Here is a 13,766-nt window from a genome sequence, read left to right as displayed (position 1 = left end):
TTTATTTTATTATATTTTCTATATTAGAGCGATTTTTTTCAATTAAAGAGCGATTTTTTTGAGTTGTTTCTTTAAGATCGGCTATATCTTCTTTCATATTTTGTATGTTTTGGTTGAGTAATTTTATCTTTTTTTCATAGCGAGTAACGATGATAAAGACTACAAATAAAAATATAATAATCAAAAAAATAAATGCTAAAAATTCCATATTTTTCCTTTTTAAAACTAGATTTTGAAATATATCATTTAAATACTTCAAAAAACTTTTATGGGTTTTTATTTTGTATTTTAGTTTTTTTATCTTTAAACTTATATATAAATTTTCAAAAAGTAACAAAAAAATATATAAAAAAATAATTAAATTAAAAAAATAATCAAAGATAATAAATATCTCATTTTTTTATGTTATATTTTAATAAATATCCAAAAAGGATTTTAATATGGAAAAATCACTTTTATTTCATTTTAGACGCATTGGGGTTGAATTTATTATTTTTAGTGTTTATGCTGTTTTTAGTATCTCTTGGGCAGCAACAGGGTCTTTAATGCCCTTGATTTCAAATGATCTTGCTCTAAATACTCAGCAAGCTACTTTAATCACTAGTATGATAGTAGTTGCGAAAATTTTTGGTGCTTCATTTACTGCTTTTTTGGTTTATAAATTCGGATTAAAAAAGGGATATTTTTTAGGCTGTATTTTAATGAGTTCGGGTATCTTTTTAAGTTTTGTAGATAGTTATAGTGGTATTTTGATTATAAGATTTTTAACAGGGCTTGGTTCAGCTTGTGCTTTAGTTTGTTTAGTGCCTATTGCACAACAATGGTTTGAAAAAAAAGCTTTACATTTTGTAATTAGTTTTAATATGACTTCAAATTTGGTAGGCATTACCCTAGGACTTGTTTTAGCTGAAAGTATCTCAAATTATTTTGGAAATTGGAGAGATTCTTTATCATTTTATGCTTGGATTAATTTGATTTTATTGATTTTGTGGCTTTTTGTAGGTAAAGATGAGAATAAAAAAGAAGAAAAAAAGAATAATGCAAAAGATCTTATTTATGCTCTAAAATCTCGTGTTACTTGGGGTATGATTATTTTTTACATAGGGCCTATTTTATTTTTAAATTCTCTTTTTACTTTTTTACCAACTTTTTATGCGCAATATGCGGGTTTTAGTAAAGAATTAGCTGATTTTGCTAAAAAAGAAATTCCAGCCTTGGCTAATTTTGCTATTATTTTTGGTCCTTATCTTGGATTATTTTTTAAAAGAAAAAATATTTCTTTTAAAATAATGCTATTGTCTGGAGGAGCGTGTATTTTTATATGCGGATTTTGTATGTTGTTTTTACAAAATTTAGTATTGATACAGATTTTTGCTGTGTTATCAGGCATTTTTTATTCTATGTGGTTTCCATTTTTCTTTAATCTACCTTCAGAATTAAAAAATTCTAATCCAAATCAAACTGCTTATATTATGAGTGCTTTTTGGAGTATTACCTTTGTTATACTATCATTTAACCTATGGGTAGTATCTTGGAGTGTTGATAAAACCCATAGTTTTACTTTGGGTTTTGTTTATATTTTTGCTTTGATTTTTATTTCAGCGATCTTAGCACAATTTGTTTTACCTAGAAGAGAAAATTTTATACAAGGAGAAAAATAGAATGAATTTAATTCCAGAAATACTAGACTTACAAGGCGAATTTGAAAAAATTCGTCATCAAATTCATGAAAATCCTGAGCTTGGTTTTGATGAATTATGTACTGCAAAATTAGTGGCGCAAAAATTAAAAGAATTTGGTTATGAGGTTTATGAAGAAATAGGAAAAACAGGTGTTGTGGGGGTTTTAAAAAAGGGAAATAACGATAAAAAAATAGGACTTCGTGCAGATATGGATGCTTTGCCTTTACAAGAATGCACAAATTTGCCTTATAAAAGCAAAAAAGAAAATGTAATGCATGCTTGCGGTCATGATGGACATACTACTTCTTTATTGCTTGCTGCAAAGTATTTAGCAAATCAGAATTTTAATGGCACTCTAAATCTTTATTTTCAACCTGCTGAAGAGGGTTTGGGTGGTGCTAAGGCAATGATAGAAGATGGATTGTTTGAAAAATTTGATAGTGATTATGTTTTTGGATGGCACAATATGCCTTTTGGTAGCGATAAGAAATTTTATCTTAAAAAAGGTGCGATGATGGCTTCTTCGGATAGTTATAGCATTGAAGTTATTGGAAGAGGTGGTCATGGAAGTGCTCCAGAAAAGGCAAAAGATCCTATTTATGCTGCTTCTTTACTTGTGGTGGCTTTGCAAAGTATAGTATCTCGCAATGTTGATCCTCAAAATTCAGCAGTTATAAGCATAGGAGCTTTTAATGCAGGGCATGCTTTTAATATCATTCCAGATATTGCAACGATTAAAATGAGTGTTAGAGCATTAGATAATGAAACTAGAAAACTAACTGAAGAAAAAATTTATAAAATTTGTAAAGGTATTGCACAGGCTAATGATATAGAGATTAAAATCAATAAAAATGTTGTTGCACCAGTGACTATGAACAACGATGAAGCTGTGGATTTTGCTAGTGAGGTTGCAAAAGAATTATTTGGCGAAAAAAATTGTGAATTTAATCATCGTCCTTTAATGGCAAGTGAGGATTTTGGATTTTTTTGCGAAATGAAAAAATGTGCCTATGCTTTTTTAGAAAATGAAAACGACATTTATTTACATAATTCTAGTTATGTTTTTAATGATAAGCTTTTAGCTAGGGCTGCAAGTTATTATGCGAAGCTAGCTTTAAAATACTTAAAATAAAAACTAATCTAGAATTTCAAGCACAATTTCTTCCTTTAAACCTTTGATTTGAATTTCTTTGAGTTTTAGGTTTGAAGGAAGGTTTGCTAAAAGCTCTTTATTGTTTTTTACTTGGTTTTTTGCACTTATGGAGAGTAAAATTCCCCTATAAGCTTTAGCAAAATGACTGATGACTTTACCATTTTTTACAAATTTATAAGTATAAAATTTCTTTTTTGGGGTGTAGAATTTATCATAAAATCCCGCTCTAAGATCAAGTATTTCTTCATTTTCTAAGTACTCATCTAAGGCTTTACTAAAATGTTCTTTATAAAATTTCTCTATGGTAAAATTTCCTATTTTAGCCCCTTGCTTGAATTTATAAAAGGGTAGGGTATCATTAGCTCTTACAACGCCAAAAAGATTAGAAAATATAAGTGTGTTTTCTAAAATATAAGCTTGGCTTTTTTTATCTAAGGCTTTAAAATTAAGATATTCATAACTTACCCCAGTGTAAAGCATTATAGCTTCTTGGGTGGGAGCTTGTTTTAAGTCGTGTTTAAATTTATCAATTTCATTTTCGTTTTTAATGCCAAAAAGTTCTTGTAAATTCTGTAAACTTGCGTTTTTGATAAATTCTTCATAATGCTTTAAAGCTTCCATTCTATAAGGAAATAATTCTTTAAATATAAATGAGTTTTCATTGATGGGATTTTTTACGCAATTTGCATTTTTGCTTTCACTAGGGGAGAAAAGTATTTTCAAGATTTTTCCTTAAACATTTATTTTTTAATAAAGGTAGCTAAAAGCTTGTAAATTTTGGCTTAATTAAAATTTATTATTATTTAGCTATAATCTAAATTTTTGAACTTTTTAATGAAAGGAATATATGAAAATCTTTTTTAGAAGTTATCTTTTTTTAGCAGCTATAACTTTTATAGCTTTTATTTTACCTGGATTTTTATTTTCACTCTATAATGACTATATATTTCGTTTTGAGTTGAATAGTGTTTTAGCTTTAGGTGCGGCAGCTTTAATTTTTCCTTTGGTACGTCCTAGGATTTTTATAGTTTGCGTCTTTGGACTTTTTGCCCTGATGGAGTGTATCCAATTTTCGCATTTATATTATTTTAATAAACCCTTAAATATCTTTTCTTTGCATTTAATGTTTATTGAATTTGGAGAAGTGGCTAAAACGGCTTTAGCGGGGGGGGGGTATTATTTAAAGGCTTAATTCATATAGTTATAATAGTTCTTACTTATGTTATTTTAAGTATTTTTTATTTTAAAATTTCAAGAAGAACTAATTTTATTGCCACAGTTTTGGCGATTTTTGCTTTAAGTATCTTGCCTTATAAGGCAGTTTATAAAACCGATAGGCTTGTTAATTTTTCTCCCAAAAATGATAGTATTTCTTTATATAACACTTTAAGAACTTTTAGCGGTTATTTTTTCTTATATTTACGCATGCCTCAAGCGCCTATACCAGATTATCCTGAATACACTTATGATTATAAAAACGTAGCAGATCGTAATGTTGTTTTAATTTTAGGTGAAAGCACTAATGCAAATCGTATAGGACTTTTAGGCTATGAAAGAAATACAAATCCTTTGCTTAGTGAATGGGCAAAAAATGATAAAAATTTTGTGGCAAAAAGAGCAATTTCAAGTGCTGTTTTGACTCGCGTGGCTGTACCAAGCTTATTAAATATTGCTTATAAACCAGACAATATTAAGCATATTTTAAATGAGAAAACACATCTTGTATATTTAGCCAAGAAAGCAGGATTTAAAACTTTTTATTATAGTTCACAAACCATTAGTGAACTTAGTGATATAAGTTCTGAAAATTTAGATGAATTTTTTACAAGAGAAAATTATTATTTTGAACACAAACAGTTGGGTGATTTGTTGGTTTTAGAAAAATTAAAAGAAAATCAATATAAATTTTTAAATGGGAAAAATTTTGTTATACTGCATCAAAGAAATGCACACTCTCCTTATCAAAGAGGCTATAGAGCGTATCAAAAAGCAGATGTTTTTAAACCAATGACTCGTGAAAATACTTATGATAATGCTATGATTTTTAACGATTATTTTATTTCTAGTGTATTTGAAGTTTTTAAAGAATTAAGTCAAAAAAGTGGCATTCCAACCTATGTAATTTTTATACCTGATCATGCAGAAGCTATGGGAGAATTAGGAAGAGATGGACATGCTGAATATGGACATTCTTTTTTAAGTGCAAATGTGGCTAATATTCCTATTTTTGCCACCACTTTTAATGTTAAAAATGATGATTTTATAACTTATCTAAAACAAAACAAATTGCCAACTCATTATGAGCTTGCTAAATTATTAGCTAAGGAAATGGGGTATGATATTCATAATTCTTTAGAAGAGCCTAATGTGTTTTACATTAATGGTGTCGATATTTCTGGAAATGCTGGTTATATTAAAGTTTTAAGAGATAAAGATAAGGCAAAATTTGAATATTTTGATAAAGAATAATTGGCTTTAAGAGGAATATTTCCTCTTAAAGATTAAAATGACGCTCCGCCCATTAACATGGAAAACATGATAAATGGAAGTATAATTTTTAACGCTTCTGTGGCGTCTTGATTGTTGATGCTTAGTTTTTCTATGCTGTCGATTCCTTGTGTGCTATAGTCACTAACAGGGATGTTTTTAAATTTTAAATCAAGGTTGAGTTTATAATCATCATTTTGAGTGATATTGTTTAAAATAGCTAAAGCTTTATCAAAGATTAATGCTTGTTCTTCATTTTGACTTTGAGCTTTTAAGGTTTGTAAATTTTCCTTAGCAGTTGCTATATAGCTACTAAATACGCCTTCGGTTTTAAGAGTTGAATCAATTTTAAAATTATTTAAGATGATGTATTTTTGGATTGTATTGCTAAAATCTGAAGCTTGTTCGTAGTTTGCTATATTAAGAAGTTCATTGATAGCTTGTTCATCCATAGCTAAAGTTTGAGTGTTAAATTTTATACCCTTAGAATCAAGGTAATTAAGAAAATCTTCTTTTAGATTTATATTTAGATTTGTATTGAAATTTAATTTTGCGTTATAAAATTTTATATTAAGATTATCTAGATAATTGTTTTCTTGTTTGTTTATGGAGTTATCAAATGATAAAGTATAAGAATCCGAGCTTAATTTATTGATAAAAGAGCTGATTTTTGGATCTTGTTGAAATAAGCTTGCATTGATGTCACTAACAACTTTTTCTCCAAGTTTAAAATCTTCAAAAACCAAATTTGATTGTATGCTTTTTTGGTTTTTAAAAAGATCGTTGTAATATTCTTTAATGTTAATTGATGTATTTGCTTCGCCTTTGTAAATTTCATTTGAGCGAATTTTGATATTTTTTGCTTGAAATAGTTCTTGATACTCATCGTTGTTATCTTTTGCAAGAGTTTTGAAATTTGAACTTAAACACGCTATAAAATCACCATCTGCATTGCATTTAAAATCAGAAAATTCAATCTTTATTCCAGAATCCTGAGAAAGGTTTGCAATTTCTTGTTTAACTGTTTGATTTAGTTGATTTTCATATTTTTTAACTGTTTTTTCATCTATGGAATTTCCGCAAGCTGAAAACAAAACAGCTATTCCAATAGAGAGAAAAATACCTTTTTTCATAGTTTTCTCCTTAAAAATTTTAAAACAAAGATTATATCTTTTTTTACTTAAAATTTAAACAATGCTAAAAGAGAGTGTGAGATTAATTACATTTTTACACATAGGAAAATCTTTTTAGTTTGTTTCAAATGCATTATTTATAATTTTAAGTATAATTAACTTTGCAATTATTATATATTTTTGCAATAGCTTTAAGCTTATTTTTAAAGAAAGGAAATGTATGAAAAAAATACTTCTAAGTGTTTTAACGGCCTTTGTTGCAGTAGTATTGGCTGCTTGTGGAGGAAATTCTGACTCTAAAACTTTAAATTCTCTTGATAAGATCAAGCAAAATGGAGTTATTAGGATTGGGGTATTTGGCGATAAACCACCTTTTGGTTATGTGGATGAAAAAGGAAACAATCAAGGCTATGATATAGCTTTAGCTAAACGCATAGCAAAAGAACTTTTTGGCGATGAAAATAAGGTGCAATTTGTTCTTGTTGAAGCTGCAAATAGGGTTGAGTTTTTAAAATCAAATAAAGTAGATATTATTTTGGCTAATTTTACTCAAACTCCAGAAAGATCTGAACAGGTTGATTTTTGCTTGCCTTATATGAAGGTAGCTTTAGGCGTAGCTGTGCCAAAGGATAGTAATATAACTAGCGTAGAAGATTTAAAAGATAAAACTTTACTTTTAAACAAAGGCACAACAGCGGATGCGTATTTTACGCAAAATTATCCTAATATTAAAACTTTAAAATACGATCAAAATACCGAAACTTTTGCCGCTTTGATGGATAAAAGAGGCGATGCTTTAAGTCATGATAATACCTTGCTTTTTGCTTGGGTGAAAGATCATCCTGATTTTAAAATGGCTATCAAAGAGTTAGGCAACAAAGATGTTATCGCACCAGCAGTTAAAAAAGGTGATAAAGAACTTAAAGAATTTATCGATAACTTGATCATTAAACTAGGCCAAGAGCAGTTTTTTCACAAGGCTTATGATGAAACTTTAAAAGCTCATTTTGGAGATGATGTTAAGGCTGATGATGTAGTGATTGAAGGTGGAAAAATTTAACAAAGGGCTTTTTGCCCTTTATATTGATTTAGGATAAAATATGCAAAAAAAATACAAAAATATTATTTATGCTTCTTTGGGTGGAATTTTGGAATTTTATGATTTTGTGCTTTTTGCCTTTTTTTTGGATATTTTTGCTAAGGTATTCTTTCCGCAAAATGATGCTTTTTGGATGCAGATAAATGCTTATATAGCCTTTGGTGCTGCTTATTTAGCGCGTCCTTTTGGTTCTATTGTGATGGCACATTTTGCTGATAGATATGGAAGAAAGAATATTTTTTATATTTCTATGCTTTTGATGGTTTTGCCTAGTTTTGCTTTAGCTTTTTTGCCAAGTTATGAAAGTATAGGTATATTTGCTACTTTGATTTTATTTACTATTCGTATTTTGCAAGGTTTAGCCGTTGGAACTGAGGTGAGCGGAGCTTGGATTTATGTGAGCGAATTTGTCAAAGGGCGTCAAATTCCTTTAGCTCTTGGTTTTATTTCAGCGACTTTAACCATAGGTTTATTGCTAGGAAATATTGCCACTTTAGGCATAAGATCTTATTTTACCCCAGAAGAAGTTCAAAGCTATGCTTGGAGAATTCCTTTTATCATAGGAGGATTTTTTGGAATTTTAGCTTTGTTTTTAAGAAATAAACTCAGTGAAACTCCAGAATTTGTAAAAGTTCAAAATGAAAAGAAAATTTTAAGTTTTCCATTGTTTGAAGCTTTAAAAACTCATAAAATGAGCATGCTTGTTTGTTTTTTAATGACCATGGTTTTAACAAGCGGTGTGGCAACTTTAATGATTTTGCCTAAGTATTTTGAAAGTCTTTTAGCTATGAGTAAAACTTCTGCTTTATGGGTACAAAATTTTGCTATTTTAGCGGTGATTTTTGGAGCTTTATTTCAAGGTTTTTTAGCAAGCAAATGGGGAAGCTATAGGATTTGTTCTATTTTTAGTATAGCTTTTATTATCTTTGGTATGCTTTTTAGTTTTTATGATGAGAAATTTTTATTTTATTTTTTACTGGCTTGTTTTACACAAGGTATTATCACTTTCGCACCTGTTTTTATGACACAAATTTTTAAAAGCGAACTTAAATTTAGTGGGCTTAGTTTTGCTTATAATATTTCTTATGCGATTTTAGGTTTTTTAACCCCTTTTGTAGTTAATGCTTTTTATAAAGAGTATTTAGGTATTTATCTTGCTATAGTCGGATCTTGCTCCTTATTTTGCGTGTTTTTGTTAAAACGCGTTTTTGCAAGAAGCAAGATTAAAGAATTAAGCATTGTCTTTTAAAACTTCAAAAACAACCTTAGATATTTTTTCAACTGAAGCGATTTCGCAATGCTCATCAGTTGAATGAGGATTATGGATATTTGGACCTATAGAAGCGCATAAAAGCTCTTGTTTTTTCTCTATAATGCCACACTCAAGCCCTGCATGGATAGCTGAAACTTTGGCATTAGGCGATACTTTTTTAAGCGCTTTAAAAACCATGTCGCTAAGTGCGTTTGGTTTGCCTTCCCAAGGTGGATAGAAATTAAAACTTCTTACTTTAAAATCAAAAGCCTTGAAAAATTCTAAAGTTTCAAATTCTACTTGCTTAAGTCCATCAAGTATATTAGATCTTGCAAAAAGTGCGAATTTGATTTGTTTATCTTGCATTCTTAAAGTAGCTAGGTTAATGCTTGTTTGAACTATACCTAGATTTTCATCATAAGCTCTAACTCCATGAGTAAAAGAATTTATAAGGCTTAAAAGTTTGTTACTTTGATCGCAAATTTCAAATTCACCTTCTTCTTTAAAATCGCATTTTATCCAGTTATTGCTCTTTACTTCATTTTTAAAATGCACTAAAGCTTTGGCGTGTTTAGGTATAGAATTGATTCTTTCTCCACCTTCAAAAGAAATGATTTCTCCTTTATTTTCTTGTATGAATTTAGCCATTTCTTTGATGGAGCTTTTTTCGTTGCGTACGATATTTATACCTGAGTGTCCACCTTTAAAATTTTGCGCGCAAAGCTCATAAATTTTACCCTTTTTTCTAAGGGTATTAAAAGGCAAGCTAGCTTCTATATCTACTCCACCTGCACAGCCTATCATGATCTCATCATCGCTTTCATGATCTAAATTTAAAAGCATTTTAGATTCTAAAGTGTGCTCGAGTGAATTCACCCCCATGAGTCCTACTTCTTCATCGTTTGTAAAAAGACACTCTAAATTTTCAAATTCAGCCATAGCGCTCATCATGATGGCTATACCTATACCATTATCCGCGCCAAGACTTGAATTTTTGGCTCTTAAAAAGCCATTTTCTTCATAAACTTCTAAGTTTGGTGCATCGCCCATACAGACCATATCATAATGGCTTTGTAAGCAAATTTTTGGTTTGCCTTTTATGGCATGGATATTTCCTGCCTTATCTACACTCACCTTAAAGCCTTTATCTTTAGCATAAGAGCTTAAAAATTCTTTCATTTGTTCTGTTTCATAACTGCAATGAGGAATTTTACATAATTGTTTAAAATTTTCTATAACATTTTGCATTTTATCTCCTTTGTTTTGATAAAATTATGGCATATTTTTTAAAATTTAAAGGCAAAATGATTAAAAAATGAGAATAAATTATAAAAAATTATTTAATTTAAGAAAATTACTAAGTGATCCAAAAAAACTTTTTTCTGTATTAATTTTTACTCTTGTAGTTGTTTTTATCCAGAATTATATTGCCCAAAATTCTAGTTTTGAAGGAAAAGTAGTTAGAATTATTGATGGAGATACTATAGAAGTTAATCATGAAAACAAACTCGCTAGAATAAGATTTTTTGGTATAGATGCACCAGAACTTAAACAAAGTTTTGGAAAGCAATCAAAAGAAGCTTTAAGTAGAATTTTAAGCGGTAAACAAGTTGAAATTATTTATAAAAATAAAGATACTTATGGTAGAATTGTTGCTATTGTAAAGCTTAATAATGTTGATATTAATCGATTTTTAGTAAGCAAAGGCTATGCTTGGGCTGATACTTACTATAGTAACGCTTATATTAAAGAACAAGAAAATGCTAAGAAAAATCATTTAGGTCTTTGGAAAGAGGGTAATCCTATAGAGCCTTATAAATGGAGAAAACACAATAAATTCTAAGGAAAAACATGAAAAAATATATTTTAATGATACTATTAGTTTTAGGAATTTCTGGATGTTTTGTAAATGAAAGAGGAATTTCAAATCGTTTTTATGATGATTGCAAAGAATATTATGATGGAAGTGGAACTTATCATAAGGTTTGCCCAAAGAATTGGGTGGATATTAAAATGACTCCTTGATTATTTTCCACCCACAGAGGCCATTAATGCAGCTGCTACGGCTTCTGGATTGTTGATTTTGGCACCTTGTTCTTGATTTTCTGTAGGTTTAACAGTATTAAGTGGCGGACGCTTGAGTTTAAATATATGCTCATCAGTGCTAACAACTTGTATCGTTCCTTCAAACATTTTAATTTCTTTAACATGCCCGACCACTTTTACATCTCTTTTTTTGGAGGTTTCGTCAAAAAGTGCATGAGCTTCAAGTTCTAAAACATCGCCTAATTTAAGCGGAGCATAAAAAAAACATTTTGATCCAATAATCACTGAAAATTCTTTATTGATAGAGGCTTGTGCTACATAGTTTGCCGCAGCGAAAATAAAGGCATCAAAAATCAATCCTTGATCATCTGCTACCATTTCGCTTGTGGTTATTAAAATTGATTTGGCATAGTTTTTATCAATTTCTATAATGGTTCCAGCAAGCGAAGTGTTTAATTCAGGACAAGTGAGTAATTCTGCTCTAACACGAGATATATCTTCTGCAGATGCGTATTCTTCAAGTTGTGCATATTCTTCAAAATTATCTTTTTTTGCCATATCTAACCTTTAAATTCTACTTATCTACTTCAAAATATCTAAAGCCTAGATCGACAAAAAGTAAAAAGAATTTATATCCCAATACGCACATAAACTCTTTTGGGTGCTTCATAGCCTTCAATGGTAAGATTTTTATCCTTTGGATCTAAGAAATTTTCCAGCGAAAAAGAGTCTATCCATTCTGTTTTTCTTTGTTCGTTTTCATCGGTTTTTTTTGTAGCCAAAACTTCAAATTCTTTAAATCCTGCTCTTTCACACCAGTTTTTTAATGCACTAATGCTTGGTACAAAATAAATATTTGGAATTTTAGAATAAGTTTTATTAGGCACAAGAGCGATTTCTCTCTCATCTTCTATATACATGGTATCTAAAAAAACAACTCCATTTTTATTAAGTCCTGCTTTTAAATCTTTTAGCATTTTTATAGGATCACTTCTATGATAAATCACCCCAAGACAGAAAATCACATCAAATTTCAAGCCATAGCTTGGAAGATCTTCTATGCCTAAAAGTTCGTATTCTATAGGAGTTTTAGCTAAAGCGTTAATGAGTTCAAATTGCAAACGGTATTTGATAGAAGGATCAAAACCTATGAGTTTTGCAGGATTAAATTCAAGCATTTTAAACATATAATAACCATTATTACAGCCTATATCAGCAACGCATTTTTGAGAAATTTCGTTCATAAAAGGCTTTAAAATATTAAATTTAATAAAACTTTGCCATTCTGTATCGATGAAAAGATCGTCTATTTTAAAAGGACCTTTTCTCCATGGTTTAAGTTCTTTTGTTATAGCTAGGATTTCATCTTTGGCTTGAGAATTTGTAGATAAATTTACACTATCATCTAAAGAAAAATTACAAGCAAGATTGAGAGCTTTAAGTTCTTGAATTTTAGCGTATAAAGGGTGATTTAGAAATTGTTTTTCGAGTAAATTTTCTTGCATTTTTATCCTTGACATTTGCTTTTAATGCTAAATTATAACATTAAAAGCTTTTATGGCAATATAAATCTCATATGTATTAAATATTTGATCAAAAATAAATTTTTAAAAATTCAAAATACTTCCCAAAACTCACATAAGCTTTAGAACTATAATCATCATTTTTACAAAGCTTTAGCTAAATCAAGCTTAACATAAAAATTTCCTGTTTTATTATAAAGCAGTTGCAAATCATAGGCATCCATATAGTTTGTTTCACTTGCTCTATATAGTTTAGAAACATTCTCACACCAAGAATAACCTATATCATAAAAAGGAGTGATATAAAAATCTTTCAAAGGAGTAGCCATTCTAAGTCCAAAGCTAGCCACTACAGCATTATCTCTATCTTCATTATTATAAACCCTTACTCCATAAGGACCTACTAAAGATATAGTTTTACTATTATCTAGTATAAATAGATTCATTAATAACTTGTTGATAATTTAAGCTAAAAAGATGAGTAAAGGTATCATTAAAGAAATAAGCATTGTTAAGATTGACATTAAGTTTAGCAAATTTTCAAATTCTACTCCATCTACTTTGCTTGTTTCTATATCTCATTAAGAAATTCATGCGTTGATTGCTTTTAGAATTGCTAAGATTTTTATATGAGTATCTTTAGGTTTAAGATAAAAAACTGAACTAAGTTCTCCTTGTTCTAATATAAGTTTATTATAACTTGCATTAGCATAATCGGTTTTTGCTATGATTAAAAAAGGAAGTGCTTTAACTGTTTTTATTACTATGATTAGCTGTATTGACACTATTAAAAGAAAGAACTTTATCTTCTCTCATATCAGAAGCAAGTAAATAATGTTTAAAATTTAAATCGTTTATATTTATAATATTTACTTTAGTATTGTTATAAATTAAAGTAATATTGTTAATATCATGTTTAGAACTCTTAGAATAATAATTTATACCTTGGGGTTTTTATAAGTAGAATTGGTTTTATTATAAAGTTTGTTATCATTAAAATAATACTCTGGAATATTTAAATTTCGATTGTCTGTAGTATTTGCTTGAGTGACTAAAAGCATTGATGCTTAAGAAGGTAACAATAGAAAGTTTAAAACAAAATTTCTCTATACCCCTCCCCGTGAAGTTAAAAAGCTTAATGGCTGGCATAGATATCCTTAAATATTGATTATTATATTTTAACTATTTAACAATATCTGTAAATATTATCAAAAGAAAGCGTAATTATAATATTCTTAAGTATATTAATTATAAATAAAATATTTAAATAATATTAATAATAAAAAGCTATTTTTTAATTTTATTTTTTTATAATATATATTTAATATTATTAAAAAGCTTTATTAAATTAATATTGGACAGAATTTTTTAATATAAGCTAAAAAGCGATA

14 protein-coding genes and 2 pseudogenes are annotated in these 13,766 nt (G+C 28.8%); 8 read left to right on the top strand and 8 right to left on the bottom strand.

Going from position 1 to position 13,766, the window contains the following annotated elements; all coding sequences use genetic code 11:
• Position 1: 1 nt before the first annotated feature.
• Complete coding sequence (locus tag AJ930_RS01435) at positions 2-208, bottom strand: membrane protein (RefSeq protein ID WP_002853356.1); 207 nt, start codon at positions 206-208, stop codon at positions 2-4.
• Positions 209-440: 232 nt separating this feature from the next.
• On the opposite strand from AJ930_RS01435, the gene AJ930_RS01425 reads away from it, so the two are divergent.
• Positions 441-1,661, top strand: coding sequence for an MFS transporter (locus AJ930_RS01425; RefSeq protein WP_002861726.1), 1,221 nt, complete (start codon positions 441-443; stop codon positions 1,659-1,661).
• Between the two features lies 1 nt (position 1,662).
• Positions 1,663-2,814: a M20 aminoacylase family protein gene (locus AJ930_RS01420; protein ID WP_044779510.1), complete on the top strand. Its 1,152-nt coding sequence runs from the start codon at positions 1,663-1,665 to the stop codon at positions 2,812-2,814.
• Positions 2,815-2,817: 3 nt separating this feature from the next.
• Here the strand turns inward: AJ930_RS01420 and AJ930_RS01415 are convergent, their stop codons facing one another.
• Positions 2,818-3,558 (bottom strand): YaaA family protein, encoded by a 741-nt coding sequence (locus AJ930_RS01415; RefSeq protein ID WP_052857692.1) that lies wholly within the window; start codon positions 3,556-3,558, stop codon positions 2,818-2,820.
• A 124-nt stretch (positions 3,559-3,682) separates the two neighbouring features.
• Between AJ930_RS01415 and AJ930_RS01410 the strand changes: the two genes are divergently transcribed.
• Both AJ930_RS01410 and AJ930_RS01405 read left to right on the top strand, forming a co-directional pair.
• Positions 3,683-4,027: a hypothetical protein gene (locus AJ930_RS01410; protein ID WP_002861723.1), complete on the top strand. Its 345-nt coding sequence runs from the start codon at positions 3,683-3,685 to the stop codon at positions 4,025-4,027.
• A gap of 89 nt (positions 4,028-4,116) precedes the next feature.
• On the top strand, positions 4,117-5,304 hold the full coding sequence (locus tag AJ930_RS01405) for a phosphoethanolamine transferase (RefSeq protein ID WP_070242954.1): 1,188 nt from the start codon (positions 4,117-4,119) through the stop codon (positions 5,302-5,304).
• Between the two features lie 32 nt (positions 5,305-5,336).
• Here the strand turns inward: AJ930_RS01405 and jlpA are convergent, their stop codons facing one another.
• Positions 5,337-6,455: a lipoprotein adhesin JlpA gene (jlpA, locus tag AJ930_RS01400; protein ID WP_070242955.1), complete on the bottom strand. Its 1,119-nt coding sequence runs from the start codon at positions 6,453-6,455 to the stop codon at positions 5,337-5,339.
• 220 nt (positions 6,456-6,675) lie between these two features.
• On the opposite strand from jlpA, the gene AJ930_RS01395 reads away from it, so the two are divergent.
• Together AJ930_RS01395 and AJ930_RS01390 are read left to right on the top strand one after the other, a co-directional pair.
• Positions 6,676-7,515: a cysteine ABC transporter substrate-binding protein gene (locus AJ930_RS01395; protein WP_044779506.1), complete on the top strand. Its 840-nt coding sequence runs from the start codon at positions 6,676-6,678 to the stop codon at positions 7,513-7,515.
• A gap of 40 nt (positions 7,516-7,555) precedes the next feature.
• The gene (locus AJ930_RS01390) at positions 7,556-8,803 is read left to right on the top strand and encodes an MFS transporter (RefSeq protein ID WP_002861719.1); all 1,248 of its coding nucleotides are present in this window, start codon (positions 7,556-7,558) and stop codon (positions 8,801-8,803) included.
• Here the strand turns inward: AJ930_RS01390 and AJ930_RS01385 are convergent.
• Positions 8,786-10,054 carry a M20/M25/M40 family metallo-hydrolase gene (locus tag AJ930_RS01385; protein WP_002861718.1) on the bottom strand — a complete coding sequence of 423 codons (1,269 nt, stop codon included), beginning with the start codon at positions 10,052-10,054 and terminating at the stop codon, positions 8,786-8,788. The genes AJ930_RS01390 and AJ930_RS01385 overlap by 18 nt on opposite strands.
• 67 nt (positions 10,055-10,121) lie before the next feature.
• Here AJ930_RS01385 and AJ930_RS01380 point away from each other — a divergent pair, with 67 nt between their 5' ends.
• On the top strand, positions 10,122-10,649 hold the full coding sequence (locus tag AJ930_RS01380) for a thermonuclease family protein (RefSeq protein WP_002861717.1): 528 nt from the start codon (positions 10,122-10,124) through the stop codon (positions 10,647-10,649).
• 8 nt (positions 10,650-10,657) lie between these two features.
• Positions 10,658-10,831, top strand: a complete 174-nt coding sequence (locus AJ930_RS01375; protein WP_070242956.1) for a hypothetical protein — start codon at positions 10,658-10,660, stop codon at positions 10,829-10,831.
• Here AJ930_RS01375 and AJ930_RS01370 read toward each other — a convergent pair whose 3' ends face one another.
• From AJ930_RS01370 to AJ930_RS10455, 4 genes and pseudogenes are all read right to left on the bottom strand, one after another.
• Entirely contained in the window at positions 10,832-11,410 is a 579-nt protein-coding gene (locus AJ930_RS01370) for a hypothetical protein (protein WP_002873190.1), read from the bottom strand.
• Positions 11,411-11,481: 71 nt separating this feature from the next.
• Complete coding sequence (cmoB, locus tag AJ930_RS01365; RefSeq protein ID WP_083263143.1) at positions 11,482-12,372, bottom strand: tRNA 5-methoxyuridine(34)/uridine 5-oxyacetic acid(34) synthase CmoB; 891 nt, start codon at positions 12,370-12,372, stop codon at positions 11,482-11,484.
• A 73-nt stretch (positions 12,373-12,445) separates the two neighbouring features.
• Positions 12,446-12,915: pseudogene (locus AJ930_RS01360) on the bottom strand (ShlB/FhaC/HecB family hemolysin secretion/activation protein); the annotation flags it as partial.
• A 39-nt stretch (positions 12,916-12,954) separates the two neighbouring features.
• Positions 12,955-13,485 (bottom strand): annotated as a pseudogene (locus tag AJ930_RS10455) (hypothetical protein); the annotation flags it as partial.
• Positions 13,486-13,766 lie beyond the last annotated feature (281 nt).

The organism is Campylobacter sp. BCW_6871 (assembly GCF_001762325.1).
Lineage (GTDB): Bacteria > Campylobacterota > Campylobacteria > Campylobacterales > Campylobacteraceae > Campylobacter_D > Campylobacter_D jejuni.
The sequence above is the reverse complement of the archived record's forward strand: the minus strand, read 5'-3'. Positions and strand labels throughout refer to the sequence as shown.

Bases quoted from the DNA above. Each gene is read 5' to 3' on its own strand.
- AJ930_RS01435 (WP_002853356.1), bottom strand. From the start codon at position 208: ATGGAATTTTTAGCATTTATTTTTTTGATTATTATATTTTTATTTGTA.
- AJ930_RS01425 (WP_002861726.1), top strand. From the start codon at position 441: ATGGAAAAATCACTTTTATTTCATTTTAGACGCATTGGGGTTGAATTT.
- AJ930_RS01420 (WP_044779510.1), top strand. From the start codon at position 1,663: ATGAATTTAATTCCAGAAATACTAGACTTACAAGGCGAATTTGAAAAA.
- AJ930_RS01410 (WP_002861723.1), top strand. From the start codon at position 3,683: ATGAAAATCTTTTTTAGAAGTTATCTTTTTTTAGCAGCTATAACTTTT.
- jlpA (WP_070242955.1), bottom strand. From the start codon at position 6,455: ATGAAAAAAGGTATTTTTCTCTCTATTGGAATAGCTGTTTTGTTTTCA.
- AJ930_RS01395 (WP_044779506.1), top strand. From the start codon at position 6,676: ATGAAAAAAATACTTCTAAGTGTTTTAACGGCCTTTGTTGCAGTAGTA.
- AJ930_RS01390 (WP_002861719.1), top strand. From the start codon at position 7,556: ATGCAAAAAAAATACAAAAATATTATTTATGCTTCTTTGGGTGGAATT.
- AJ930_RS01385 (WP_002861718.1), bottom strand. From the start codon at position 10,054: ATGCAAAATGTTATAGAAAATTTTAAACAATTATGTAAAATTCCTCAT.
- AJ930_RS01380 (WP_002861717.1), top strand. From the start codon at position 10,122: ATGAGAATAAATTATAAAAAATTATTTAATTTAAGAAAATTACTAAGT.
- AJ930_RS01375 (WP_070242956.1), top strand. From the start codon at position 10,658: ATGAAAAAATATATTTTAATGATACTATTAGTTTTAGGAATTTCTGGA.
- AJ930_RS01370 (WP_002873190.1), bottom strand. From the start codon at position 11,410: ATGGCAAAAAAAGATAATTTTGAAGAATATGCACAACTTGAAGAATAC.
- cmoB (WP_083263143.1), bottom strand. From the start codon at position 12,372: ATGTCAAGGATAAAAATGCAAGAAAATTTACTCGAAAAACAATTTCTA.